Consider the following 24,677-nt stretch of genomic DNA (forward strand, 5'->3'; position numbering starts at 1 on the left):
TCCCGTTTACGCCCCCTTACCGTCCGCCCAGAATTGCGCCAGTTGCCGCACCGACGCCTGGGCCGCTGCGTAATCCGGTTCTTCGTTTGCGTCATTATAGCCGAACCATTCGTCGGCCCCGACTTCCTGCACGACGATGCCGTCGCGCCGGGCCAGCATGGACAGCGAGCCATAATAGATTCCGTAGGTCGCGCCCGCCTGCGGGATCAGCCAGGCGATCTGGCCGCGGACCGGCACGATGCTTTCGTCCCGCCACAGCGCGCGGGCGCCATAGCCGGTGCAATTGATGATCGATTTCTGGCGCAGCTTCGTCACGTCATTGGGATCGTGCAGTTCCATCGGTACGACCTTGCCCCCGGCCAGCCGGAAATCGGCCATGAGTTGATGGGCAAGGTCGGCGACGTTGAAGGTCAGGCCGCTGCCGCGTCGGGCATAGGTCGGGCGGAAGGGGTGGGTGCCGGGCGCCAGTTCGACCGAGCGCGGGGTGATGTCGGCCAGCCGCTGTTCGAGACGGAGAAATTCGTCGGGATGCTCGCCTGACGGCGCGTGTCGCACCCGTTCGGTGAAGGGCGTGTCCGACAGCATGTAGCGGTCGGTCCATTCGACCGGGTCGCCGGGCAGGCCCAGATAGCTCTGGTGCATGGTGAAGGACGCACGCGCCATCGCTTCCCACCGGTCGGCGAACCCCGGATCGACGGCTTTTTGCATCGCGATCCGGCTGTCGGGCGTCCAGCCCCCCGTCGCGCGGGCGGAGCGGACATAGGGGAATTGCTCTTTGGCATAGATGGTGACATCGGCCCCGGCGCGCTGGGCGGTGAGCGCGGCGGTCAGGCCCAGCGCGCCCGCGCCGATCACCGCGACGTCGCGCACCCCGTCCGCCAGCGCCATGCCGACCGCGACCTGCGCCGATCCCCAGGACAGCGACCAGCCGCTGCCGCCATGGCCGTAATTATGGACCACCCGCTTGGTGCCGACCCGTTCCACCTCGATCCGCGGCCCGGCGGCGCGGAAGGGGCGCAGGCAGACGGTGACGCGAAACAGGCGATCGGGGGTCGCACGGATCGGCGGCGGCATAGCGTCGCACAGATTCGCCGTGCGGCCCGCCGTCGCCAGCGACAGCGCCGCCATGCCGCCCATGCCCCGGCCCAGAAATGCGCGCCTGTCCATTGCCTCGTCTCCCCGTTCACTTCGCCATGTCGTATAACGAAGGGCATGGGCCGAACCGCAAGCGATCGCGGCCCGAGCGGCGCGGCGATCAGTTACCCTCGGCGTCCACCGTGAACACCATCGGCTTGCCGCGCGATTCCGGTTCCCATCCTGCCTCCAAAGCGGCGCGGATGCCGCGGGCGATAATCGCGTCGTTGATCTGGAGCCGACCGCGCTGCAAGCCTTTCAACAAGCGCTTGGGCGGGGGGAACTCCAGCAGCGCCCCGCGCTGCATATTCTTCTGCAACAGCGCGATGGCCATGCCCTTCCACCCGTCGATGTCGCTCCACTGCGGCTCGCGCCGCAATTCCCATTCATATGTGAAGCCGTCGACGTCGACGGTACCGGCGCTGCTATGCATGGCGACGCGCATAGCATGGTTGGCCCGATGCGCCACCCCTCCCCTGTCGTGCCGCGGCCTCTGCCCTGCCCGCCATGCCCCTTGGGACAGGGTTGATCGAGATTATGGACAGCGACGCCTTGCGAACATATCAGGAACGATATGGTCCAGCTCTCCACCCGCGCGAAACTCGCAATCCTCGCCGACGCCGCCAAATATGATGCGTCCTGCGCGTCTTCCGGCACCACCAGGCGCGACAGCCGCGGCGGCAAGGGGATCGGATCGACCGAAGGCATGGGCATCTGCCACGCCTATGCGCCCGACGGCCGCTGCATTTCGCTGCTCAAGATATTGCTGACCAACAGTTGCATCTTCGACTGCCATTATTGCATCAACCGCCGGTCGAGCGATGTCCGCCGCGCGCGCTTCACCGCGCAGGAGGTGGTCGACCTGACCCTGAGCTTCTACCGCCGCAACTATATCGAGGGGCTGTTTCTTTCGTCGGGCATCATCCGGTCGTCCGACTATACGATGGAGCAGATGGTCGAGGTGGCGCGATCGCTGCGCGAGGACCATCATTTTCGCGGCTATATCCATCTCAAGACCATTCCCGACGCCGACCCCGACCTCATCCACCAGGCCGGGCTCCATGCCGATCGCCTGTCGATCAATGTCGAACTGCCGACCGAAAGCGGCCTCAAGCGTCTGGCGCCGGAAAAGGACGGGGTGCGGATCGAAGGGGCCATGAGCCGGCTGCGCAGCGACATGGAGGACGGGCAGGACGCCCGCCGCAAATATAAGAGCGCGCCGCGCTTCGCGCCCGCTGGCCAGTCCACCCAGATGATCGTGGGCGCCGACGCCGCCGACGACCGGGCGATCATCGCGCGGGCCAGCAGCCTTTACGACCGGCACAAGCTGCGCCGCGTCTATTACAGCGCCTTCTCCCCTATCCCCTCGCCCAGCGCGGTGCTGCCGCTCAAGCGGCCGCCGCTGCTGCGCGAACATAGGCTCTACCAGTCGGACTGGATGATCCGTTTCTACGGCTATGATGCGCAGGAGATCGCGGCGGCGACCGATGCGGCGACCGGGTGCTTGCCGCTCGACATCGATCCCAAGCTGGCCTGGGCGCTCAGCCATCGCGCGACCTTTCCGGTCGACGTCAATCGCGCCCCGCGCGAGGCGCTGCTGCGGGTGCCGGGCCTGGGGGTGAAGGCGGTGGACCGCATCCTGTCGAGCCGCCGCCATCGCCGCCTGCGGCTGGACGATGTCGCGCGGCTGACGACGTCGATCAAGAAATTACGCCCCTTCCTGATCGCGGCGGACTGGCGCCCGCTGGCGCTGATCGACAGCGCCGACCTGCGCGCGCGGGTCGCGCCGCCGGCACGACAGCTCGATTTGTTCGCCTGATCGCGGATTTCGGGTTGATCGCGGCTGCGACTCGTGAAATTCTGTCACCAGGGTCAAGCAAGGAGTTCGGGGCTTTGGCGACGGCGCTCGGCAATCGCACACATCAGCGCAAGGGTTTCGCGAAGCGGATCAGCACCCATCTGGCGGCGGCGCTGGTCGTCTTCTGCCTGCTCCAGATCGGCATCGTCGCCAAGACGGGCGGCTCGCTCGTCCTGCATCTGGGTATCATCGTTGCGATCGGCGGCTATGCCGTGGCCGCGCGCGGGCTGGAACGGCGCTGGCAGATGCTGGAGCGGGGCGGCCTGTCGACCAGCGGCCTCACCGTGCGTTTCCGTCGCGACGTGCTGCAACTCTGGGCCGCCAGCCTGCTGGGCGCGCTGCTCTGGATTCCGGTCGCGATCATCTTCCGCTTCCTGTTCGGCTGAAGATCGGGCGGCTCTCTGGCGGGAGCCATTTGCGCCGCCTGTCGTTGTCTGTCCTCGAAAGAGGAGGACCATCCATGGCCGACACCAAGATTTTCGATCGCCTGAAGCAGGATCACGACACCCATCGCCAGTTGTTCGCCAAGATGGCGGACGCGGAGCGCGAAAAGAACGAGGATCGGCTGGAAAAGCTGTTCGAGCAGTTCAAGGTGGAAGTGACCGCCCATGCCGCGGCCGAGGAAGAAACGCTCTACGCCACCATGCTGGCGCAGCCGGACCTGCGCGAGGATGCGCAGCACAGCGTGTCCGAACACAAGGAAATCGACGATTATCTGGAAGAGCTGGACGCGCTGAAATTCAACGGCGAGGCATGGCGCAGGAAATTCGCCGAAATGAAGAAGCGCTACCTCCACCATATCGACGAGGAGGAGGAGGAGATGTTCCCCGACGCCGCGAAGGAACTGACGGCGCAGGACGAAGAGCGGCTGGGCAAGCTGTTCGCCAAGCGCAAGCCGGCCGAACTGGAGCGCGCGCAGGCCGAGGACTGAGCGCCCCTCCCACCCCGTTCGCAGTGAACGGCTGATGAGATCGCCAGCCCTGTATCGCGTCGCGCTGACCGCTCCGGACGATTTCGACGGCTGGCGGGATGCGGCGCGGCGGCTGGCGGTCAACGGCGTCGATCCGGCCGATGTCGTCTGGCAGGCTGGGGAGATGGCGGGCGGCGACCTGTTCGGCGACGCGCCCCTGCCGCCCGACCGGCCCGGCGCGGGCTTCTCGGTGCCCCGCGCCTTCGTCGACCTGGCGCAGAGCGCGATCCTGCATCGCGACCCCGAACGCTTCGCCCTGCTTTATGCGCTGCTATGCCGGCTGCGCGACCGGCCGGGGCTGATGGAGGACAAGGCCGACCCGCTGCTGCGCCGGGTCGATATACTGGCCAAGGCGGTGCGCCGCGACATCCACAAAATGCGCGCCTTCGTGCGCTTCCGCGCTTTGGAGGATGCGGTCGGCCCGCGCTTCGTCGCCTGGTTCGAGCCCGACCATCATATCGTCCGCGCCAATGCCGGTTTCTTCCTGCGCCGCTTCGCGACCATGCACTGGTCGATCCTGACCCCGGAGGCCAGCATCCATTGGGATGGCGAGACATTGAGCGAGGGACCGGGCGCCAGCCGTGGGGACGCCCCCGCGGACGACCCGGTCGAGGATCTATGGAAGGGCTATTATGCCGCGATCTTCAATCCGGCCCGGCTCAAGACCAAGGCCATGCTGTCCGAAATGCCGAAAAAATACTGGCGCAACCTGCCCGAAGCCGCGCTCATCCCCGACCTTGTCGCCGGCGCGCAAGCGCGCGAGGCGGCCATGATCGCGACCGCGCCCCTGCCAGAAAAGGCGCCCCCCAAACGCCAGGGCAATGCGGCGACCGTCTGGGCGGCCCTCCGCGAGGAGGCGATGACTTGCGCCCGCTGTCCGCTGCACCGGGACGCCACGCAGACGGTGTTCGGCGAAGGCCCGCTCGACGCGCCTTTGCTCTTCATCGGCGAGCAGCCCGGCGATCAGGAGGATCTGGCCGGGCGGCCGTTCGTGGGACCGGCGGGCCAGTTGTTCGACCGGGCGCTGGCGCAGGCCGGGGTGGACCGGTCGCGCGCTTACGTCACCAATGCGGTCAAGCATTTCAAGTTCGAACGGCGCGGCAAGAGGCGGCTGCATCAATCACCCGACGCCGGCGAAATCGAAGCCTGCCGCTGGTGGCTGAAGCAGGAGATCGATCTGGTTCGCCCGCGCATCATCGTCGCACTGGGCGCGTCGGCGGCCCGCGCCATGCTGGGCAGGGCGGTGACAATCAGCCGGGCGCGGGGTCAGGCGATCGCGCTCGACAACGGAGCGGAAGGCTGGGTGACGGTGCATCCCAGCTATGTGCTGCGTCTCCCCGACGAGGATTGCCGCGAGGAGGAACTGGCGCGCTTCGTCGCGGACCTGCGGGGGATCGGTGAGCGGCTGAAGGCGCTGCCATAAACAAGGAATGCGGAACGGCTACAGTCCAGGAAGCCGTTCCGCACCCCAACTTCCATCAGGAAGTTGACTGAGAAGACGGGACGGATCGTGACGACCCGTCCCGCCTAGCCGGTGATTAGGATCAGAATTTCGCGACGACGCCGGCCATGGGACGGATCGAGTGGAAATTGCCCGTCGTATCGGCCTGGACGCGCAGGCGGATATTGCTGCTCTGGGCCGAACCGCCCATGTCGGCGGGCGACAGTTCGACGCCGGCGCCATAGGTCATGCCGTGATAGTCGCGGCTATCCTTGCCCAGCGCATCGAAATTGGTCCACTGATAGCCGACCTTGGTGAAGATCATGCTGTCCTTGCCCGCCTTCACGCCGACACGGCCCGCGGCGCCATATTCCCAGTCGATGTCGCCCGACACGCCCTTGGACGCGGTGCCCTCGACGCCCAGCACCAGCGGCCCGGCGACATTGACGTTCACGCCCGCCACGCCCTCGACCATACGACCCTTGTAGCCGACCGGCGGGATGCCTTCCTTGCTGGTTTCGCTGTCATAATTATGCACGCCCCCCATCACGCCGACATAGGGTTCGATGCGGCGGGTGGACGAACCGGCGTCATCCTGCGCCATGGCGGCGGCAGGCAACAGGAACGCGGCGGCGGCTGCCGAAAAAAGCAGTGTCTTCATGGGGTGACCCTTTGTCTGTTGTGGATTTTTTGCGCGGCGGTGTGGAACCCGCCGGGCCGATGCGAGCGCTCAAAGCGGCTGCGATCGACAGGAGGAAGAATGACCGGACCCGCCCGAAGGTTTCCTGAACGATCCACAAAATCCGGTCAGCAGGCGATTATGTGACGGAAAGAACACGCTTTCTGTCGCCCCGATGAACGAAGGCCGGCTTTTCTGAACCTGCGATAAACGCTGGCGCGGAAAGGATAATCCATTCACAACCAATTCAACCGGCGCGCGTTACGCAAGGCATCAGATGGAGATGAGGAGAAAGGCGATGACGGGCATCCGACATCGGTTCCTGGCGGTAATCGGACTTGCAGGCGCGCTGGCCCTGGGCGGTTGCGCCTATGATGACGGCTATGGCTATGGCTATGGCGGTGTGAGCGTAGGCAGCGGCTATTATGGCAATGGCGGCTATTATGGCGACGGCTATTACGGACCGTCGGGCTATTATGACAGCGGCCCCTATGGCGGCTGGTACGACAATTATTATTATCCGGGCAGCGGCTATTATGTCTACGATCGCGGCGGGCGACGCCAGCGCTGGAATGACGGCCAGCGCCGCTATTGGGAAGGCCGCCGGGCCGAGCGCGGCGACGATGGCCGTTGGCGCGGCCGGGATCGGGACGGCAACTGGCGCGACCGCGATCGCCAGCCGGGCAATAACGGCAACTGGACACGCCCTCCCCAAGGTTCGGACAATGGCGACCGCAACTGGGGACGGGATCGCAATGACGGCCGGGGTCGCGATCGTTGGCGTGGCAATGACAGCGCGCGGCCCACGCCCCAGCCGGGCCTGCGCCAGCCGCAGTTCCGGCCCAAGGTCCAGCCCCAGGTCCAGCAACAGCCGCGACCGCAGATGAACCAGCCGCGCCCGCAGCGCGACTGGGGCGGCGGTGGGCGCGGGCGCGAACCGACAGCCCGGATTCGCCCGAACTGATGCGGCGATCGACGAAGACCGCCGCCCTGCTCTCCCTCCTTCTCGTCGCGGCCTGCGACGGGCGGGAGGAGAGTGCGATCGACAATCTCGCCAATGGCGCCAATGCGGCGCAGGTGGAAAATAACGTCCGGGCGGAGGCGATGGCGGTGATGGAACCGCTCAAGCCACCCGCGCCCGGCACGCCCGGCGGCCTGCCCGTCGATCCCGCCCCGGTCGCCGAAGGATCGATCGATCCGGACAGCGCGCAGGGCGCCGCGCAGGTGGTGCAGGGCTATTATGGCCTGCTGGAGGAAAAGCGGTTCGAGGATGCGCAGGATCTGTGGGACCAGAGCGGCGCGATCGGATCGCAGGACGATGCCCATTTCGCGGCGCGCTTTCGCGGCTTCAGCGAGATTCACGCCAATGTCGGCGCGCCATCCGACCCGGAAGGAACGGCCGGATCGATGCATGTAACGGTGCCGGTGCAGGTCTATGGGCGCATCGCTGCCAATGGCCGCCCCTGGCATGTGCTGCGGCAGGTGGTGTTGCGCCGCGTCGATGACGTCCCCGGATCGACCCAGGAACAACGGCGCTGGCATATCGAAACGATCGGGGCTTATCAGCCGCCGGTGGATGCGCCCGGCGCGGACAACGGCGCGGAGGCGCAGACCATTTCGATGACGGACGGGATGGCGAAACGACCGTAGACGCTGGCAAGGCGATTGCCCGATCGATCGTCGCACCGCCTTCCCCTCGCAATCATGATGATGCGTCACCGCCTGTAAAAAAGGGCGCCCGGTCTTCGCGACCGGACGCCCTTTGCCATGCGGTCCAGGCTGATGTCAGGCGACGGTCGCCGTAACGATCTTGCCCGGCGTGCGCGGTGGTTCGCCCTTGGGCAGGGCGTCGACATGCTCCATGCCCGACGTCACTTCGCCCCAGACGGTGTACTGGCCATCGAGGAAGGTCGCGTCGTCGAAGCAGATGAAGAACTGGCTGTTGGCGCTGTTCGGGTTGGACGAACGGGCCATGGAGCAGACGCCGCGGACATGCGGCTGACGGCTGAATTCCGCCTTGATATCCGGCTTGTCGGGGTGGCCGCCCATGCCGGTGCCGGTCGGATCGCCGCCCTGCGCCATGAAACCGGGGATGACGCGGTGGAAGACCACGCCATCGTAAAAGCCTTCCTTCGCGTTTTCCACGATGCGCGCGACGTGGCCGGGGGCCAGGTCGGGGCGCAGCTTGATCACGACGTCGCCGCCGCTGTCGAGGGTAAGGGTAAGCGTTTCGTCGGCCATGAAGCATCCTCTCATGTGGGAAGGGGTAATGCCCCCCATATAGAGGCTTCAAAAAGGGATGGAAGTTTCTTGTGGAGAAGCCGTTCCCCCCGGCTTCACCCCATTGCAATTCCATGTTGCATGGGCGAAAGCAGCCGGATGTTACAGGAACCGGACAGTAGGGGGCGCCATGAGCGAGCGCGGCGATCCAGCCGAACCCCTGTTGCATGGGGCAGATACTGACGAAGAGACGATCGTCGAACAGGCTGAAACGAGCCTGGACGAGGATGATCGGCTGAAGCCCGAATTCCTGTCCGCCGTGCTCGACGCGGTCGAGGATGGCGACAGCGAAACCGCGCGCGACCTGGTGTCGCCGCTCCACCCCGCCGACATTGCCGACCTTCTGGAACTGACGCCGTCGGAACGGCGCGCCGATGTCGCCGCCGCGCTGGGAGACCTGGTCGGCGCGGAAGTGCTGTCCGAACTGAACGACTATGTCCGCGACGACCTGATCGGCGCGCTCGCGCCCGAACAGCTCGCGGAATTCGCCGCCGAACTCGACACCGACGACGCCGTCGCCATCATCGAGGATATGGAGGAGGCCGACCAGCAGGCCGTCCTCGACGCGATGGAGCCGGAAGACCGCGCCGCGATCGAAAGCGCGCTGTCCTACCCGGAGGAATCCGCCGGTCGCCTGATGCAGCGCGATCTGGTCGCGGTGCCGGAACATATGACGGTCGGCCAGGTCATCGACTATCTGCGCGACAATGCCGACCTGACCCGCGATTTCTGGGAAATCTATGTCGTCGATGCGGCCCATCGGCCGATCGGCTATTGCCAGTTGAGCTGGATATTGACCTGCCCGCGCGGCATATCCATGGCCGACCTGATGAAGCGCGAACAGACGCTGATCCCGGTCGACATGGACCAGGAAGAGGTCGCCCTGCGCTTCCAGAAATATGCGCTGATCTCCGCCGCGGTGATCGATTCGTCGGGCCGGCTGGTCGGCATGATCACGGTCGATGACGTCGTCCACATCATTTCCGAGGAAGCCGGCGAGGATATTCTCCGCCTGTCGGGTGCGGGCGAAGGCGACATCAACGAGCCCGTCATGGACAGTTATCGCGCGCGCGTGCGCTGGCTGCTGACCAATCTCGTCACCGCACTGGTCGCGTCCACCATCATCGGCATTTTCGAAGGCACGATCCAGAAAATGGTAGCGCTCGCCACGTTGATGCCGATCGTCGCCGGGGTCGGCGGCAATGCCGGCAGCCAGACCATGGCGGTCACCGTGCGCGCGCTCGCCACCAACCAGATCACCGGGTCCAACGCCCGCCGCACCATCGTCCGCGAAATCCGCGTCGCGTTGCTCAACGGCGTCACCGTGGCGCTGGTGCTGGGGCTGGGGGTCGCCTTGGTGTTCCAGAATATGGCGCTGGGCGGCGTGATCGCCGCCGCGATGGTGACCAACATCGTGACGGCGGGCCTCGCCGGGGCGGCGGTGCCGCTGGCCTTCGACCGGCTCAATCTCGATCCCGCCGTCGCCTCCTCCATCTTCGTGACGATGATCACCGATTCGATGGGTTTCCTCGCCTTCCTCGGCCTCGCCACGGCGGCGGGATTGACCGGCTGACGCGGGTTCCCATCTAAGGTCCATGCCGCTTCACATCACCAAGATCGCGTTCCGCAGCGAAAGCCCCGCCACCCTGCGCGCCTGGCTGGACAGCCATGAAGGCGAGGCGCGGACCACCACCCGCTACCTGCCCAAGCGGGTGGAGGAGATGGCGGGCGGGTCGCTCTACTGGATTCACGGCCACAGGCTGGTCGGCCGCAGCCCGATCCTGGGCTTCGAGGAGACGGGGCAGGGCCGCTACTGGATCAGGCTGGAACCGCGGCTGATACCGGTGCGCGGCAAGCCCAAGCGCGCCCATCAGGGCTGGCGCTATCTCGAAGACGCGGACGCCCCGCCCGACCTGGACGGGGGCGAGGCGGACGAGCTGGACGCGATGCCCGCCGCGCTGCTGGGGGAATTGAGCAAATTGGGGCTGGTGTAAGGCGAAATGCCCCCATATCTCCGTTCGCTTCGAGCGAAGTCGAGAAGCGGATAGCACTGTGATGGCGTTTAGCGTCGCTGAACTCGGCTCTGCCTTGTTTCTCGACTTCGCTCGAAACGAACGGAGGTTGTTCGTCCTGTGAGAGCCTAGCCGCTGTTCCGCAGCGCCGTCGCGATCGCGTTGATCGACAGTTCGATCCCTTCCTTGATGCGCGGATCGTCCTCGCCTGCGCGGTGGCGCTTGAGCAATTCGACCTGCAACAGGTTCAGCGGCTCGATATAGGGCAGGCGCAGCCGGATGGATGCGTCCAGCGCCGGATTCTTCTCCAGCAGCCGCGACTGGCCGGTCGCGGCCAGCAGTCCGTCATGCGCCTGTTGCCACCCCTCGCGAATACGCCCGAAAATCGCCTCGCCCGCCGCCTGATCCTCCACCAGCGGCAGGTAGCGCGCGGCGATGCCCAGGTCGGACTTGGCCAGCACCATCTCCAGATTGGCGAGCGCGGATTTCAGGAACGACCAATGCTGCCCCATGTCGGCCAGCAGCGCCTTGTCCTCGAATGCGGCCAGCGCCTGCCCCACGCCATACCAGCCGGGCAGCATCACCCGCGCCTGCGCCCAGCTGAACACCCAGGGAATGGCGCGCAGATCCTCGATCGCATGGCTTTTGGTCCGGCTGGCCGGGCGCGACCCGATCTTGAGGCCCGATATCTCCTGGATCGGGGTCAACTGACGGAAAAATTCCTTGAACCCCTCGGTGCCGTAGACGAGGTCGCGATAGGCGGCGAAGGCGTTTTTCGACAGTTCGTCCATCGCCGCGCTGAACCGGGCGGCGTCGCGGTCCGACACGCCTTCCGGCTCCAGGCTGGCGAGCAGGGTCGCGCTGGTCATCGCCTCCAAATTGGTCATGGCGACGTCGCGCGTGCCGAACTTCGCGGCGATCACCTCGCCCTGTTCGGTGATGCGGATGCGCCCCTGTACGCTGCCGCGCGGCTGCGCCTGGATCGCCGCGAAGGCGGAGCCGCCGCCGCGCCCCACCGCGCCGCCGCGGCCGTGGAACAGTTGCATCGCCGCCCCGGCGTCGGCGAACACCGGCTCCAGCGCCTGGCTCGCTTTGTAGAGGCTCCAGGTCGAGGTGATGTAGCCGCCATCCTTGTTGCTGTCGGAATAGCCGATCATCACTTCCTGATGGCCGCGCGCCTTCACCACCCCGGCGATTTCGGGCAGGCCGAAATAGGCGGTCATGATGGATGGCGCGGCCTCCAGATCGGCGATCGTCTCGAACAGCGGGATCGCCATGATCGCGGCCTGCGGCGGCGCGCCATCAACCCCCGCCTGCCACAACCCCGCTTCCTTGAGCAGGATGTTGACCTCCAGCATGTCGGACACGCTTTCGGCCTTGGAGATGATATAATGGGTGATGCAGGCCGGGCCGTAGAGCCGGTGCGCCGTGGCGGCGGCATGGACGATCGCCAGTTCGGACGTCGTCTCCTCGCCATAGGCGGAAAAGCGCGATCCCAAGGGCCGGTTGCTGGCCAGTTCGCGGCGCAGCAGCGCGATCCGCGCATATTCGTCGAGCGCGCAATAGTCCGCCTCGACCCCCGCCGCCTTGAGCAGTTCCGCCACCACCCGCTCATGCACGGCGCTATTCTGCCGCATGTCGAGCGTCGCGAGGTGGAAGCCGAACGTCTCCACCGCGCGGATCAGCCGCCCAAGCGCCCCGCCGGTCGACAGCGCTCCGTCGCCTTCGCTCGCCAGCCCCTGCGCCACCGTCACCAGATCACGGCGGAACTCCTGCGGCGTCGCATAGGCGTCGCCCTTCAGGCTGGACGGCCGCGCCGGTTGCCCACCCGTCAGCGTGGTGCAGGTGGCCGCCAGCCGCGCATAGATGCCGGACAAAGCGCGGCGATAGGGTTCGTCCTTGCGGCTGGGCGATGCGTCGCCGCTCGCCTCGGCCAGGTCCAGCACCGCCTGGGGCACATGGGCGAGTTCGGTCGAGAGCGACAGTTCCGCCCCCAGCGCGTGCAGCGCGTCGAGATAATAGGCGATCGCCGCCTGGCAGCCGCGTTTCAGTGCGAACTCCAGTTGCGGCGCCTGGACGAAGGGGTTGCCGTCGCGGTCGCCGCCGATCCACGACCCCACCCGCAGGAAGCTTTGCGGCCGCGCGCCCAGCACCCGCTCCCACCGCGCATAGAGGGCAGGCAGCACCGGCAGGAAGGTGTCGCGGAAATAGGCGAGGACATTGTCGATTTCGTCGGCGACGAACAATTTTTCCCGCCGCAGCGGGCGCGTCTGCCACAGCAAGGCGATCTGGCGGAAGATCGCCTCGTCCAGATTTTCGCCCTCGTCCGTCTCGATCCGCACGGCATCCTTGAGGTGCATCAGGTCGGCGATGCGATTCTTGTGGTCGATCATGCTCTTGCGCCGCACCTCGGTCGGGTGGGCGGTCAGGACCGGCACCATCAGGCTGTGCGCCAGCAGACCCAGCACGGCATCCTTGTCGATGCCATGCGATTCCAGCCGCGCGACCGCGGAGGCGACATCGGCGCCCGGCTCGGCCGCCACCCCCTGCCGGTCCTCTGCCAGGTTGGCGAGCATCGAGAAGAGCATGAAACCACGGGTGAAATTGAGCGTATCGTCGAGATCGAGCGCGTCCAGCCCGCTATCGGTCAGGTCCGCCCCCTGCAATCCCCGCGCCCGGTCGACCGATGCGGAACGGATATATTCGGTCTGCTTGTAGAGCTTCTCCCCCCCATAAGCGCGAATGACATCGCCCAGCAGCCGCCCCAGATAGCGGATATCGGGATTCTGCGTGATCGCCGGAGCGGACGGGGAGGAGGAAAGAGTCGCCATGGATGCGATGCTGCATTGCAACAGGGACAGGGTCAAGGTGGCGGTTGCAAGTTTTACAAGCGCCAGCCAAGCTTAACCTATTGATAAATGAATCAAAAATTTCACATTTTTTCAAACACTTGACTTTTCCAGACCATTAGTTCACATTATGTTCGATATGCTCTGCTATGGATACCATCATGCAATTTGATCGTGATAAAATGCGTGCTGTCATTTTACGCGCTTGCCATTCTTGCAATGTTGAGGATCTTGGCGCTGTAAAACTAAATAAGGTATTATATTATTTTGATATGATATCATATGCACACCATCGTTATTCGGTGACTGGTGCAGTGTATCGTAAACGACCGAATGGACCTACTTCAGATCAACTTTTATTTTTACTTCGTGATATGGCTCGCGATGGAGAAATGGAAATTCGAACAGTTGATTATTTTGGATATTTAAAGAAAGAGTATCATGCTAAGGTTGCTGAACCAGAGCATATACTCAATAATGCAGAGCGCGCTCTTCTAGATGATGTGCTTGATTTTGTATGTAATCAAAATACAGCTAAGAGCATTAGCGAATACAGCCATAAGCTGCCTTGGGAAATGGCCGAAATGGGTGGCGTTATTGGATATGAAACCGCGATGCTTTTGTTTCCAAGCCAACCTTCTCCAGAAGCATTTGACTTGGCAGCGCGAGGAATGACCGAAGTTGAAGCTACGCAATCGAAACGAGGTCCCGTGGCAATGTCGTCTATCGGAGATTTTCGAAGCCGCTTATTATCGGCGACTGGCCAGCATTGATCCTAACGGCTTTCTAGAAATTCTTCAAAATTTCGAGGCTTTGGCCAAACGCGATCCTCGTATGGTAGGCGTTCCGCACCCTGACCTCGTGAGCTTATGGGTGTATGAAAGTCCTGCACTGGCTCGTTTGCCATCTGTGGTTTTCATCTACACGATCGACGATAAGGCGGGAATGGTTGACCTTTGGAATTGTTTCCTTGTCGCTTAGGCACAGTTTAGAGTGATCGAACGATAGTCTCGCCCCGCCACCCTTGCGCTCCCCCACCCCCTGCGCCAAAGACGCGATCGTGACCGCCAGCATCAGCATAGGGACCGACAGCCACGGCAAGGACGTGCTGGTCGATGTCGAGGAATTGCTCGCCACCCGGCTGCTCGTCCAGGGCAATTCGGGGTCGGGCAAGTCGCATCTGCTGCGTCGCCTGCTCGAAGAATCCGCGCCGATGGTGCAGCAGGTGGTGATCGATCCGGAGGGCGATTTCGTCACCCTGGCCGACGCCTATGGCCATGTCGTGATCGATGCGGGCGACTATAATGAGCGCGAGATCGTCAAGATGGCGATGCGCATCCGCGAACATCGCGCCTCGGTGGTGCTGAGCCTGGAGTCGCTGGAGCTGGAGGCGCAGATGAAATGCGCCGCGACTTTCCTGTCGACCCTGTTCGATGCGCCGCGCGACCATTGGTATCCCGCCTTGGTGGTGGTGGACGAGGCGCAGATGTTCGCGCCCGTATCGGCGGGCGACGTGTCGGACGAGGCGCGGCGACTGAGTCTGGCCGCCATGACCAACCTGATGTGCCGGGGGCGCAAGCGCGGCCTTGCCGGCGTGATCGCGACGCAGCGGCTGGCGAAACTGGCCAAGAATGTCGCGGCCGAAGCGTCCAACTTCCTGATGGGCCGCACCTTCCTCGACATCGACATGGCCCGCGCCGCCGACCTGCTGGGCATGGAGCGGCGGCAGGCCGAGCAGATTCGCGACCTGGAGCGCGGGCGCTTTCTGGGCCTGGGTCCGGCGATCGCGCGTCGGCCGGTCAATGTGAAGATCGGCGCGGTGCAGACCGGCACGCGCGGCGGCGCGCACAAGCTGATCGCCCCGCCCTCGACCAGTGGCGAGGATTTGCAGGAATTATTGTTCGCCCGCGGCGAGGAGGATATGCCGCCCCCTCCGCCGCCCCGCGCCGATCCCCCGCCCCGCCCGGCCGAGGAGATCATCCGCGCGCTCGCCGATGCGCCGTCGGCCCGGCCCGCCGCGCCGGAACTGGATTTCGGCCAGAATGAGCCGGTGGTGGTCGCCGTGCTGGAGGAGATCGTCGCCGATCTGGGCGACGCCCAGCCCAGCGTGTCGACCCTCTATCAGGATTTCGGCGTGCGCTGCCGGATGAAGGGCCTGCGCACCCCGCCGCTCGACCTGCCCGCCTTTCGCAAGCGCTTCGCCATGGCGCAGGCGGGGATGGCCGATGCGCATGATCCGCGCTGGGCCGATGCGATGAAGGCGGCGGAGCCTCTGCCGGAGGATATGCTCGCCCCCTTCCTGCTGATCGCGCGGGCGGCGATGGCGGGTCTGCCCTGCCCCGACGACGCGCATCTGGCGCGCGCCTATGGCACCAGTTCGCCCGGCCGGGTGCGGCGGCTGATCGACTATATGGAAAAGCTGGGCGTCATCGTCGCCCGCACCGATTTTTCGGGCAAGCGCTCGATCGGCGTGCCGGGTCTCGGCCTCTCGACCGCGGTGGCGGACGGATGACGGCGCCGTCCGTCCTGTTCGTCTGCCTTGGCAACATCTGCCGCTCGCCGCTGGCCGAAGCCGCGCTGCGGGCGGCGGCGGAGAAAGCCGGGATAGACATGGTCGTCGATTCGGCCGGGACCGGCGACTGGCATGTGGGCAGCCCGCCCGACCCGCGCGCGCAAGCCGTGGCGCTGCGCCATGGCATAGACATCAGCGGCTATGCGGGACGACAGGTGAGTGCCGCGGATTTCCGCCGCTTCACCCATATTTTCGCGCTCGACGCCGACAATCTCAAAAATCTGCGCCGCATCCGCCCGTCGGACGGAACCGCGGACCTGCGCCTGCTGATGGACATGGTGCCGGGGCGCGAAGGGACGGGCGTGGTCGATCCCTATTTCGGGGACGAGGCCGGGTTCGACCAGACCTGGGACGACGTCGCCCGCGCCGCCGGGGTGATCGTGGCGCAGGCGCGGCCCTAGACGGGGCGAGGAAGGCGCACCCCCATGCGCCATCCATCTTGACGCGGGCGGTGGGCACTGTAGCTTCCTTCCACCCTATTCTCAGCCCGGTTGGACCGCCTATGCGCGCTGCCATGTTGCTGATTGACGCGGTGCCCGACGCCGGACCGTCCTCGTCCGGCCGCCCGCTTTTGCGCCTTTCGCCTGCCCGTCATTCCCTGCGGAGCGGTCGATGACAGTCATAACAGGGGGAGAGGAACATCCATGCAAATCGTCTATATCGCCATAGGATGCGGCCTGCTGGCCATATTCTACGGCCTGTTCACCAGTCGCCAGGTGTTGAGCCAGCCACCGGGCAATGACGCCATGCAGGCGATCGCCGGCGCGATCCAGGAGGGGGCCAAGGCCTATCTGGGCCGCCAATATACCACCATCGCCATCGTCGGCCTGGTCGTGGCCGTGCTGGTCCTCTATTTTCTGGGGATCACCTCCGCGGTCGGATTTCTGATCGGGGCGATCCTGTCGGGGGCGGCAGGGTTCATCGGCATGAACATATCGGTGCGGGCCAATGTCCGCACGGCCGAAGCCTGTCGCGGCACGCTGCAAAGCGGCCTGACGGTGGCGTTCCGCGCCGGCGCCATCACCGGGATGCTGGTGGCGGGACTCGCCCTGCTCGCGATCAGCGTCTTCTTCTGGTATCTGACCGGCCCCGCCGGCCATGCCCCCGACGACCGGCTGGTGATCGACTCGCTGGTCGCGCTGGCCTTCGGCGCGTCGCTCATCTCCATCTTCGCGCGGCTGGGCGGCGGCATCTTCACCAAGGCGGCCGATGTCGGCGCCGACCTTGTCGGCAAGGTCGAGGCCGGCATCCCGGAGGATGACCCCCGCAATCCCGCCGTCATCGCCGACAATGTCGGCGACAATGTCGGCGACTGCGCCGGCATGGCGGCTGACCTGTTCGAAACCTATGTCGTCACCGTCGGCGCGACCATGGTGCTGACCGCGCTGCTGGTCACCGGCGTGGACAACGCCTTCCTGATGAAGCTGATGGCGCTGCCCCTGATCGTCGGCGGCGTGTGCATCGTCACTTCGATCATCGGCACCTATATGGTGCGGCTGGGCAGCAGCCAGTCGATCATGGGCGCGCTCTACAAGGGATTCTGGACCACCGCGATCCTGTCGATCCCGGCCATCTACTTCGCCACCCAATATACGCTGGGCGACCTCAATACCGTGTTCGGCGCGGATCTGGACGGCTATGGCGGCTATACCGGCATGAAGCTGTTCTGGTCGATGCTGGTCGGCCTGGCCGTCACCGGTCTGTTGGTGGTCATCACCGAATATTATACCGGCACCAATTATCGCCCGGTCCGCTCGATCGCCAAGGCGTCCGAAACCGGCCATGGCACCAACGTCATCCAGGGGCTGGCAATCAGCCTGGAATCCACCGCGCTGCCGACTCTGGTCATCGTCGTCGGCATCATCGTCGCCTATCAGCTGGCGGGCCTGATGGGCATCGCCTTCGCCGCGACCGCGATGCTGGCGCTGGCCGGCATGGTGGTGGCGCTCGACGCCTATGGCCCTGTCACGGACAATGCGGGCGGCATCGCCGAAATGGCGCATCTGGACGATAGCGTGCGGGTGAAGACCGACGCGCTGGACGCCGTGGGCAACACCACCAAGGCGGTGACGAAGGGCTATGCCATCGGCAGCGCGGGTCTGGCGGCGCTGGTGCTGTTCGGCACCTTCACCCAGGATCTCGATTATTATGGCGCGGCGCTGGGCCTGACCGAGCCGGTCGATTTCAGCCTGAAAAACCCCTATGTCATCGTCGGCCTGCTGCTCGGCGCGTTGCTGCCCTATCTGTTCGGCGCGATGGGCATGACCGCGGTCGGCCGCGCGGCGGGCGACGTGGTCAAGGACGTGCGCGACCAGTTCGCCACTAACAAGGGCATCATGGAAGGGACGTCGCGCCCCAATTATGCCCGTACGGTCGATCTGGTCACCCGCGCGGCGATCAAGGAGATGATCGTGCCGTCGCTGTTGCCGGTGCTGGCGCCGATCGTCGTCTATTTTGCGATCACGGCGGTGGCGGGCAGCGACAACGGCTTCGCCGCGCTGGGCGCCTTGCTGCTGGGCGTCATCGTGTCCGGCCTGTTCGTCGCTTTGTCGATGACCAGCGGCGGCGGCGCATGGGACAATGCCAAGAAATATATCGAGGACGGCCATCATGGCGGCAAGGGCAGCGAAGCCCATAAGGCCGCGGTGACCGGCGATACGGTAGGCGATCCCTACAAGGACACGGCCGGCCCGGCGGTGAACCCGATGATCAAGATCACCAACATCGTTGCGCTGCTGCTGCTTGCGGCGCTGGCGCACGGGGCCTGACAGCCCCCGATCGGAGGGGAGAGGCCACGCGCCTCTCCTCCCCTTGCCTGCGGCCCGGCTGGTCGTATAGCATCCGTGCCAACCTGTTTTTTAACCCTTTGTTCAGGGCAGAGGCACAGTGTGACCGTTGACGGTCGGCCTGACGGGGGCGGACCATGCCGCACCGGATTTCCTGTCATGCTTCACGAAGCGTGACCCAAGCCAGCCACCGGATGCCATGATATGCTGCAAGCGATTACCAACGACGAACCGGGCCGCATCGCTGCGCTGCGGCGCTATGAGATACTCGACACACCGACGGAAGGCGCGTTCGACAAGGTCACCAATCTGGTGCGGACGCTGTTCGGCGTGCCGATTTCCGCCGTATCGCTGATCGACAAGGACCGGCAATGGTTCAAGGCGATTGCCGGGCTGGACGTGCAGGCAACGCCGCGCAGCGTCGCCTTTTGCGATCATGCCATCCGCCAGAGCGACCCCCTCGTCATACCCGACACGCAGGACGATGTGCGCTTTCGCGACAATCCGCTGGTCACCGGCGATCCGGGCATCCGCAGCTATGCCGGCGTGCCGTTGCGTACGCCCGACGGCTATAATATCGGATCGCTGTGCGCCATCGATACCCGCGCCAGGGATTTCCCGGCCGAACAGATGGAGATTATGAAGGGCCTGGCCGCCATCGTGGTGGAACAGATGGAATTGCGGATGCTGGCCGAGCGCGACCATCTGAGCGGCGCCATGACCCGCCGCGCCTTCGTCGCCGAAATCGACAAGCGGATCGCGCTGTTCGTCCGGCACCAGCGGCCCGCCGCGCTGATCCTGCTCGACATCGACCATTTCAAGCGGATCAACGACTGCCATGGCCATCCCGTCGGCGACCGGGTGATCGAGGCGGTGGCGCAATGTTGCGCCGGCCTGTCGCGTCCCAGCGATTCGCTGGGCCGGATCGGCGGCGAGGAATTCGGGCTGCTGCTGCCCGAAACCAGCGAGACGGAAGCGCTGGCCGCTGCGCGCCGTTTCTGTGCCGCGATCGAGGCGTTGGAAATCCCGCACGATCCACCGTTGCGCGTGACCGCCAGTTTCGGCGTGGCGGCGATCGGCCCCGGCCGCATGACAAGCCAGGATTGGCTCACCGCGACCGATGCGGCGCTCTATGAGGCCAAGCGCGGCGGCCGCAACCGCGCGGTACTGGCCCCGATCGAGGCAATCCGCGCGGCCTGACCACCCAGGCGTCATCGCCGCCGTAATGGATTGATTAACAGTGATTTTCAGGTGACGCTCCTTGCCTTCGCCCATATATCGATCCTGGGGTCGATCTTATGTTGGGGGGAATATGTCGCGCATAATCATGCTATTGGCCGGTACAGCCTTGGGCGGGAGCGCGCTGGCGCAAACGCCGCCGCCCGCGCCCGTGGCCCAGGCGCAACAATGGACGGTCCGCGATTTCGCCGCGCTGCCGCTGATGGAGCGGCCGAGCCTGTCGCCCGACGGGCTGCACATCGCCAGCCGTGTCGCGGTGAATGGCGAACAGCGACTGGTGATCGCCGACGTCTATGAAGGCCCCAATCGCATCCGGTCGATGGGCCTGGGCGACAATGACCTCAACTGGTGGAAATGGGTCAATGACGACTGGCTGATCGCCGGAGTCGGCAATGAATCCAACGTCCAGGGCATGCCATGGTATCTGAGCCGCGTCGTCAGCATCAAACGGGACGGCAGCAAGGTGACGCTGCTCGCCAAGAATGCCGCCGCGCAAAATGCCGATGACGTCATCTGGATCGCGCGCGACGGCAGCCCGCGCATCCTGTTGTCCTATCAGACCTCCATCTATTATTCCGAGCCCGGCTTCTGGCCGAAGGTGGACGAAATCGACATCAGCACCGGCCGGATGCGCAGCATCGTCGCGCCGCGGCAGCATGTGCGCGGCTGGTATGCCGATGCCGGCGGTACGGTGCGGATGGGCGTGGGCTATAATGATGCCAGCCGGACGTCGACCCTGCTTTATCGCGCGGACGGCAGATCCAGCTTCCGCGTCGTCGATCGCGCCAACCGGCGACGCGACGAATCGATGGTGGTGCCGCTGCTCTTCACCGCCGATCCGGGCAAGGCGATCGCCAGCGACGATCATGAAGGCGCCGACGCACTCTACGAATATGACCTCGGCACGCTGGAACTGGGTCGCAAGATATTCGCCGCGCCCGGTTTCGACCTGGGCGGGATCGAGGAGGATGCCGCGGGAACCGGGCTGGCCGGGGTCCGCTACACCGCCGATGCGCCCGCGGTGCACTGGTTCGACCCCAATCTGGCGAAAATCCAGGCCGATATCGACAAGGCGGTGGGGGACCGGCGCGCGCGCATCATTTCCACCAGCCGCGACGGCCAGAAGATGATCGTCCATGTCGGCACACCCGACCAGCCGGGCGCCTATTATTATTACGACACGGCCGCCGGGGCGATGAGCGTGTTGTCGCGCGTCAGCGATCAATTCCCCGGCAAGACCCGCCTCTCCCCGGTCAAGACGATCCGCTACAAGGCGCGCGACGGACTGGAGATCGCAGCGGTACTGACCCTGCCGGCAGGGCGCGAGGCCAAGGATTTGCCCCTGATCCTGATGCCCCATGGCGGCCCCTTCGCCCGCGACAGCGAGGAATGGGACTGGTGGGTGCAGTTCCTGGCCTGGCGCGGCTATGCCGTGTTGCAGCCCAATTATCGCGGATCGGCGGGCTATGGCACCGCCTTTGCGGAAAAGGGCGAGGGGCAATGGGGCCTGGCGATGCAGGACGATCTGAACGACGCGGTCGACTGGGCCGTGGGACAAGGGATCGCCGACGCCAAGCGCGTCTGCATGGTGGGCGCATCCTATGGCGGCTATGCGGCCATGCGCGCCGCCCAGCGCGACGGCGGCCGTTATCGCTGCGCCATGTCCTATGCCGGCGTGTCGGACCTGGCGGCGATGATGCGCTATGATGGCCGCTTCCTGTACCATGGCACGCGCAAGGACTGGATGAAGGAACAGGCGCCTGATTTTACGACCGTGTCCCCGGTGAACTTCGCCGCGCAATTTTCGACGCCGATCCTGCTGATGCACGGCAAAAAGGACCGACGGGTTCAAGTCAACCAATCCCGCGAAATGGCCGAGAAACTGAAGGCCGCCGGCAAGGTGGAGGGGCGCGACTATATCTATGTCGAACAGCCATTGGCCGACCATTTCTTCTCGCGCGAAGCCGATCGGATCGAGTTCCTCGAAAAGCTCGACGCCTTCCTGAAAGAGCATAACCCCGCATGACGCGGGACGAAGATACGCAACAGACATGCATTGTCATTAAAATGCAATGAAATCGTCACCATGGAGTCATGCAACCGTCATAGTGGCGCGGCACCGCCAAGGCCGGCGGTGGAGATGATGCCCGATGCGCCCGACCGCCCTATTTTTGTCCATGCTGGCCGTGCTGGCGCTGCCCGCCGCCGCGCACGCCAGCGAGGACGAGCAACTTTGGACCACCGCCAGCGCCACGGTGAAGCTGGGCGAGCATTGGCGGCTGTCGCAGGAGGTGGTCGCCCGCTTCAGCGACGACCGCAAGGGTCTGTATGAAATCGAATCCAACACGCTGGTCGGCTACAAACTGTCCAAGGCGGTGACGATCTGGGCGGGCTATACCCATGATCCCCAATATGCCGGCGGCGACTTCACCGTGATGGAGCATCGCGGGCGTCAGCAGGTGACGTTCGACAATATCGCCAGGATCGGCCCGGTATCGGTCAGCGCCCGGATGCGGATGGAGGAACGGTGGCGCGAAGGCGTGGACGGCACCGCCTGGCGGCTGCGCCCCTATGTGAAGCTGGTCATGCCGTTCCGGGAAGGCGGCAAGACCGCGCTTGTGCTGAGCCATGAAAGCTTCTTCGACCTCAACAAGACCAATTTCCAGCGGGTCCAGGGCGAAGAACGGATGCGCAACCTGATCGCCATCACCACCCCGGTGGCGAAGAATGTGAATGCCGAGATCGGCTATCTGCACCAGCACGGTTTCCGCCGCCACGCCGACGACAGCAACGACAATGTCGCCTCCGTCTCGCTGAGCTTCAGTTTCTAGAGCCGTTTGCGATCCGATTAGATCGGATCAATCGCGCTCGTTTTTAGTGTTACGCGATGTCCGGGTCGTCAGATGATTGGCTTCGCCGAACTATCTTTCCATTTGATTGGAAATCGCTTTAGGGGCCGGGGCGATCCAGGCCGCCCCGGCCCTGCTTGCCGCCTCCGCCAGCCGGGCCTATAGGCGCGGCATGACCGCCGAACCGTACGCCAAGCAACTCGCCGCGCTGGAATCGCGCGGGCGGTTGCGTCGCCTGATCCCCCGTTCCGGGCGCGACTTCGCCTCCAACGACTATCTGGGCCTGGCCGGCGATCCGATCATCGCCCAGGCAGTCGCCGACGCGATCGGGCGCGGCGTGCCGGTCGGCTCCGGGGGATCGCGGCTGCTGCGCGGCAATGCGCCCGAACATGAGGGGCTGGAGACCAAGGCGGCCGATTTCTTCCGCACCCAGGCGGCGCTGTTCGTCGCCAACGGATACGTCGGCAATCTGGCGCTGTTTTCGACGCTGCCCCAGCGCGGCGACCTGATCGTTGCGGACGAACTGATCCACGCCAGCGCCCATGACGGCATCCGCATGAGCAAGGCGCAGGCCGTGTTCGCCCGGCATAATATGGTGCAGAGCTTCGCCGACCTGATCCTGGCCTGGCGCAAGGAGGGCGGAACGGGGCGCATCTGGATCGCGGTCGAGACGCTCTATTCCATGGATGGCGACATGGCGCCGCTCACCGATCTCGCCAAGCTGGCCGCGACCCATGGCGGGATGCTGCTGCTGGACGAAGCGCATGGCACCGGGGTCTTCGGGCCGGGTGGGCGCGGCCTGTCGGCCGGGCTGGACGGGCTGCACAATGTCATCACGCTGCATACGTGCGGCAAGGCGATGGGGGCGGAAGGCGCGCTGATCTGCGGTCCGCGCATCCATATCGACTATCTGATCAACCGCGCCCGCGCCTTCATCTTCTCGACCGCGCCGTCCCCGCTGATGGCGGTGGCGGCCTCGGCGGCGCTCGACCGGATCGAGCAGGCGAGCGACCTGCGCGACCGGCTGAAGACGCTGCGGCAGGATGCGGCCGAAGCGATCTGCGCGCCGCTCGGCCTGCCCTCGCCCCGCAGCCAGATCGTGCCGGTCATCCTGGGCGACGATATCCGCACCATGGCGGTGGCCGCAGCCTTGCAGCAGGCGGGCTTCGACGTGCGCGGCATCCGCCCGCCAACGGTGCCAGCCGGGACAAGCCGATTGCGCATCTCGCTGACGCTCAACGTCGGCCGCGCCGATGTCGCCGCGCTGGGCCACGCACTCAGGAAGGCGATGGCATGAGGAGGGGCAGGGCATGAGCGTCCTGATCGTCACCGGGACCGATACCGGCATCGGCAAGACCGTGTTCGCGGCTGGCCTGGCCGGAGCGCTGCGCGCGCATTATTGGAAGCCGATCCAGGCCGGGGTCGATCCGGAGGGCGACAAGGAAAGCGTCGCCGCCCTGTCCGGCCTGCCCGCCACGCATATCCTGCCCGAAGCCTTTCGCCTGGCCACCCCCGCCTCCCCCCATCTCGCCGCGCGGATCGACGGCGTGGCGATCGGGCTGGACCAGCTGGCGCTGCCCCAGGTGGACGGACCGCTCGTGGTCGAGGGCGCGGGCGGCGTGCTGGTGCCGATTTCCGAGACGTTGCTGATGGCCGACCTGTTCGCCCATTGGGGCCAGCCTGTGATCCTGTGCGCGCGCACGGGTCTTGGCACGATCAACCACAGCCTGCTGAGCATTGAGGCGCTGCGGGCGCGCGGCGTGCGCGTGGCGGGCATTGCCTTCATCGGCGAGGCGCATGACGAAAATGAGCGGATCATTCCGCAACTGGCGGGCGTGTCGTCGCTCGGCCGCTTGCCGCATCTCGACCGGCTCGATCCCGCCGCCCTGGCCGCCGCTTTCGCAGCCCACATCCGGCTTCCCGAATATTTCAACGATCGATAATTTTCGACCAACGACATGGACTTCATTCTTTGACGGGCGTTCAAGTCCGCGTCAGAACGGACGGC

General features: G+C 65.2%; 22 protein-coding genes. 17 read left to right on the top strand and 5 right to left on the bottom strand.

Annotated features, from left to right (window positions below):
• Positions 1 to 6: 6 nt before the first annotated feature.
• Both SBA_RS02085 and SBA_RS02090 read right to left on the bottom strand, forming a co-directional pair.
• Complete coding sequence (locus tag SBA_RS02085) at positions 7 to 1,167, bottom strand: FAD-dependent oxidoreductase (protein WP_261935732.1); 1,161 nt, start codon at positions 1,165 to 1,167, stop codon at positions 7 to 9.
• Positions 1,168 to 1,255: 88 nt separating this feature from the next.
• Positions 1,256 to 1,567: a hypothetical protein gene (locus tag SBA_RS02090; protein WP_224550375.1), complete on the bottom strand. Its 312-nt coding sequence runs from the start codon at positions 1,565 to 1,567 to the stop codon at positions 1,256 to 1,258.
• 141 nt (positions 1,568 to 1,708) lie between these two features.
• On the opposite strand from SBA_RS02090, the gene SBA_RS02095 reads away from it, so the two are divergent.
• The 4 genes from SBA_RS02095 (at position 1,709) to SBA_RS02110 (ending at position 5,385) form a co-directional block, all read left to right on the top strand.
• Positions 1,709 to 2,953 carry a putative DNA modification/repair radical SAM protein gene (locus tag SBA_RS02095; protein ID WP_224550376.1) on the top strand — a complete coding sequence of 415 codons (1,245 nt, stop codon included), beginning with the start codon at positions 1,709 to 1,711 and terminating at the stop codon, positions 2,951 to 2,953.
• Positions 2,954 to 3,027: 74 nt separating this feature from the next.
• Positions 3,028 to 3,378 (top strand): hypothetical protein, encoded by a 351-nt coding sequence (locus SBA_RS02100; RefSeq protein ID WP_224550377.1) that lies wholly within the window; start codon positions 3,028 to 3,030, stop codon positions 3,376 to 3,378.
• 74 nt (positions 3,379 to 3,452) lie between these two features.
• Positions 3,453 to 3,923, top strand: coding sequence for a hemerythrin domain-containing protein (locus SBA_RS02105; protein ID WP_261935733.1), 471 nt, complete (start codon positions 3,453 to 3,455; stop codon positions 3,921 to 3,923).
• 49 nt (positions 3,924 to 3,972) lie between these two features.
• Complete coding sequence (locus tag SBA_RS02110; RefSeq protein WP_261936658.1) at positions 3,973 to 5,385, top strand: UdgX family uracil-DNA binding protein; 1,413 nt, start codon at positions 3,973 to 3,975, stop codon at positions 5,383 to 5,385.
• Positions 5,386 to 5,506: 121 nt separating this feature from the next.
• Here SBA_RS02110 and SBA_RS02115 read toward each other — a convergent pair whose 3' ends face one another.
• On the bottom strand, positions 5,507 to 6,064 hold the full coding sequence (locus SBA_RS02115; protein ID WP_261935734.1) for an outer membrane protein: 558 nt from the start codon (positions 6,062 to 6,064) through the stop codon (positions 5,507 to 5,509).
• A 316-nt stretch (positions 6,065 to 6,380) separates the two neighbouring features.
• On the opposite strand from SBA_RS02115, the gene SBA_RS02120 reads away from it, so the two are divergent.
• Complete coding sequence (locus SBA_RS02120) at positions 6,381 to 7,046, top strand: peptidase (protein WP_261935735.1); 666 nt, start codon at positions 6,381 to 6,383, stop codon at positions 7,044 to 7,046.
• Complete coding sequence (locus SBA_RS02125) at positions 7,046 to 7,732, top strand: hypothetical protein (protein WP_224550381.1); 687 nt, start codon at positions 7,046 to 7,048, stop codon at positions 7,730 to 7,732. The genes SBA_RS02120 and SBA_RS02125 overlap by 1 nt, the downstream gene beginning before the upstream one ends.
• A 135-nt stretch (positions 7,733 to 7,867) precedes the next feature.
• Here the strand turns inward: SBA_RS02125 and SBA_RS02130 are convergent, their stop codons facing one another.
• Entirely contained in the window at positions 7,868 to 8,323 is a 456-nt protein-coding gene (locus SBA_RS02130) for a peptidylprolyl isomerase (RefSeq protein ID WP_261935736.1), read from the bottom strand.
• 169 nt (positions 8,324 to 8,492) lie between these two features.
• On the opposite strand from SBA_RS02130, the gene mgtE reads away from it, so the two are divergent.
• Together mgtE and SBA_RS02140 are read left to right on the top strand one after the other, a co-directional pair.
• On the top strand, positions 8,493 to 9,935 hold the full coding sequence (mgtE, locus tag SBA_RS02135; protein ID WP_224550383.1) for a magnesium transporter: 1,443 nt from the start codon (positions 8,493 to 8,495) through the stop codon (positions 9,933 to 9,935).
• Between the two features lie 22 nt (positions 9,936 to 9,957).
• Positions 9,958 to 10,356 (top strand): DUF1489 family protein, encoded by a 399-nt coding sequence (locus SBA_RS02140; protein ID WP_261935737.1) that lies wholly within the window; start codon positions 9,958 to 9,960, stop codon positions 10,354 to 10,356.
• 146 nt (positions 10,357 to 10,502) lie between these two features.
• Here the strand turns inward: SBA_RS02140 and ppc are convergent, their stop codons facing one another.
• Complete coding sequence (gene ppc, locus SBA_RS02145) at positions 10,503 to 13,205, bottom strand: phosphoenolpyruvate carboxylase (protein ID WP_261935738.1); 2,703 nt, start codon at positions 13,203 to 13,205, stop codon at positions 10,503 to 10,505.
• Between the two features lie 179 nt (positions 13,206 to 13,384).
• Here ppc and SBA_RS02150 point away from each other — a divergent pair, with 179 nt between their 5' ends.
• From SBA_RS02150 to bioD, 9 genes are all read left to right on the top strand, one after another.
• On the top strand, positions 13,385 to 13,996 hold the full coding sequence (locus tag SBA_RS02150; RefSeq protein WP_261935739.1) for a Panacea domain-containing protein: 612 nt from the start codon (positions 13,385 to 13,387) through the stop codon (positions 13,994 to 13,996).
• A 287-nt stretch (positions 13,997 to 14,283) separates the two neighbouring features.
• Positions 14,284 to 15,735: a helicase HerA domain-containing protein gene (locus tag SBA_RS02155; RefSeq protein ID WP_261935740.1), complete on the top strand. Its 1,452-nt coding sequence runs from the start codon at positions 14,284 to 14,286 to the stop codon at positions 15,733 to 15,735.
• On the top strand, positions 15,732 to 16,196 hold the full coding sequence (locus tag SBA_RS02160) for a low molecular weight protein-tyrosine-phosphatase (protein WP_261935741.1): 465 nt from the start codon (positions 15,732 to 15,734) through the stop codon (positions 16,194 to 16,196). Before SBA_RS02155 ends, SBA_RS02160 begins: the two co-directional genes overlap by 4 nt.
• Positions 16,197 to 16,439: 243 nt before the next feature.
• Positions 16,440 to 18,563: a sodium-translocating pyrophosphatase gene (locus SBA_RS02165; RefSeq protein ID WP_261935742.1), complete on the top strand. Its 2,124-nt coding sequence runs from the start codon at positions 16,440 to 16,442 to the stop codon at positions 18,561 to 18,563.
• Positions 18,564 to 18,785: 222 nt separating this feature from the next.
• Positions 18,786 to 19,781, top strand: a complete 996-nt coding sequence (locus tag SBA_RS02170; protein ID WP_261935743.1) for a sensor domain-containing diguanylate cyclase — start codon at positions 18,786 to 18,788, stop codon at positions 19,779 to 19,781.
• Between the two features lie 112 nt (positions 19,782 to 19,893).
• Entirely contained in the window at positions 19,894 to 21,846 is a 1,953-nt protein-coding gene (locus tag SBA_RS02175) for an alpha/beta hydrolase family protein (protein ID WP_261935744.1), read from the top strand.
• A 124-nt stretch (positions 21,847 to 21,970) separates the two neighbouring features.
• Entirely contained in the window at positions 21,971 to 22,651 is a 681-nt protein-coding gene (locus SBA_RS02180; RefSeq protein WP_261935745.1) for a DUF2490 domain-containing protein, read from the top strand.
• Positions 22,652 to 22,841: 190 nt separating this feature from the next.
• The gene (locus tag SBA_RS02185; protein WP_261935746.1) at positions 22,842 to 23,966 is read left to right on the top strand and encodes an 8-amino-7-oxononanoate synthase; all 1,125 of its coding nucleotides are present in this window, start codon (positions 22,842 to 22,844) and stop codon (positions 23,964 to 23,966) included.
• Positions 23,967 to 23,979: 13 nt separating this feature from the next.
• Complete coding sequence (gene bioD, locus SBA_RS02190) at positions 23,980 to 24,612, top strand: dethiobiotin synthase (protein WP_261935747.1); 633 nt, start codon at positions 23,980 to 23,982, stop codon at positions 24,610 to 24,612.
• Positions 24,613 to 24,677 lie beyond the last annotated feature (65 nt).

It is taken from the genome of Sphingomonas bisphenolicum, assembly GCF_024349785.1.
Taxonomy (GTDB): Bacteria; Pseudomonadota; Alphaproteobacteria; order Sphingomonadales; family Sphingomonadaceae; genus Sphingobium; species Sphingobium bisphenolicum.

What these genes read in the sequence shown, in the direction of transcription:
- SBA_RS02085 (WP_261935732.1), bottom strand. Translation starts at nt 1,167, where the DNA reads ATGGACAGGCGCGCATTTCTGGGCCGGGGCATGGGCGGCATGGCGGCG.
- SBA_RS02090 (WP_224550375.1), bottom strand. Translation starts at nt 1,567, where the DNA reads ATGCATAGCAGCGCCGGTACCGTCGACGTCGACGGCTTCACATATGAA.
- SBA_RS02095 (WP_224550376.1), top strand. Translation starts at nt 1,709, where the DNA reads ATGGTCCAGCTCTCCACCCGCGCGAAACTCGCAATCCTCGCCGACGCC.
- SBA_RS02105 (WP_261935733.1), top strand. Translation starts at nt 3,453, where the DNA reads ATGGCCGACACCAAGATTTTCGATCGCCTGAAGCAGGATCACGACACC.
- SBA_RS02115 (WP_261935734.1), bottom strand. Translation starts at nt 6,064, where the DNA reads ATGAAGACACTGCTTTTTTCGGCAGCCGCCGCCGCGTTCCTGTTGCCT.
- SBA_RS02120 (WP_261935735.1), top strand. Translation starts at nt 6,381, where the DNA reads ATGACGGGCATCCGACATCGGTTCCTGGCGGTAATCGGACTTGCAGGC.
- SBA_RS02125 (WP_224550381.1), top strand. Translation starts at nt 7,046, where the DNA reads ATGCGGCGATCGACGAAGACCGCCGCCCTGCTCTCCCTCCTTCTCGTC.
- SBA_RS02130 (WP_261935736.1), bottom strand. Translation starts at nt 8,323, where the DNA reads ATGGCCGACGAAACGCTTACCCTTACCCTCGACAGCGGCGGCGACGTC.
- mgtE (WP_224550383.1), top strand. Translation starts at nt 8,493, where the DNA reads ATGAGCGAGCGCGGCGATCCAGCCGAACCCCTGTTGCATGGGGCAGAT.
- SBA_RS02140 (WP_261935737.1), top strand. Translation starts at nt 9,958, where the DNA reads ATGCCGCTTCACATCACCAAGATCGCGTTCCGCAGCGAAAGCCCCGCC.
- ppc (WP_261935738.1), bottom strand. Translation starts at nt 13,205, where the DNA reads ATGGCGACTCTTTCCTCCTCCCCGTCCGCTCCGGCGATCACGCAGAAT.
- SBA_RS02150 (WP_261935739.1), top strand. Translation starts at nt 13,385, where the DNA reads ATGCAATTTGATCGTGATAAAATGCGTGCTGTCATTTTACGCGCTTGC.
- SBA_RS02160 (WP_261935741.1), top strand. Translation starts at nt 15,732, where the DNA reads ATGACGGCGCCGTCCGTCCTGTTCGTCTGCCTTGGCAACATCTGCCGC.
- SBA_RS02165 (WP_261935742.1), top strand. Translation starts at nt 16,440, where the DNA reads ATGCAAATCGTCTATATCGCCATAGGATGCGGCCTGCTGGCCATATTC.
- SBA_RS02170 (WP_261935743.1), top strand. Translation starts at nt 18,786, where the DNA reads ATGCTGCAAGCGATTACCAACGACGAACCGGGCCGCATCGCTGCGCTG.
- SBA_RS02175 (WP_261935744.1), top strand. Translation starts at nt 19,894, where the DNA reads ATGTCGCGCATAATCATGCTATTGGCCGGTACAGCCTTGGGCGGGAGC.
- SBA_RS02180 (WP_261935745.1), top strand. Translation starts at nt 21,971, where the DNA reads ATGCGCCCGACCGCCCTATTTTTGTCCATGCTGGCCGTGCTGGCGCTG.
- SBA_RS02185 (WP_261935746.1), top strand. Translation starts at nt 22,842, where the DNA reads ATGACCGCCGAACCGTACGCCAAGCAACTCGCCGCGCTGGAATCGCGC.
- bioD (WP_261935747.1), top strand. Translation starts at nt 23,980, where the DNA reads ATGAGCGTCCTGATCGTCACCGGGACCGATACCGGCATCGGCAAGACC.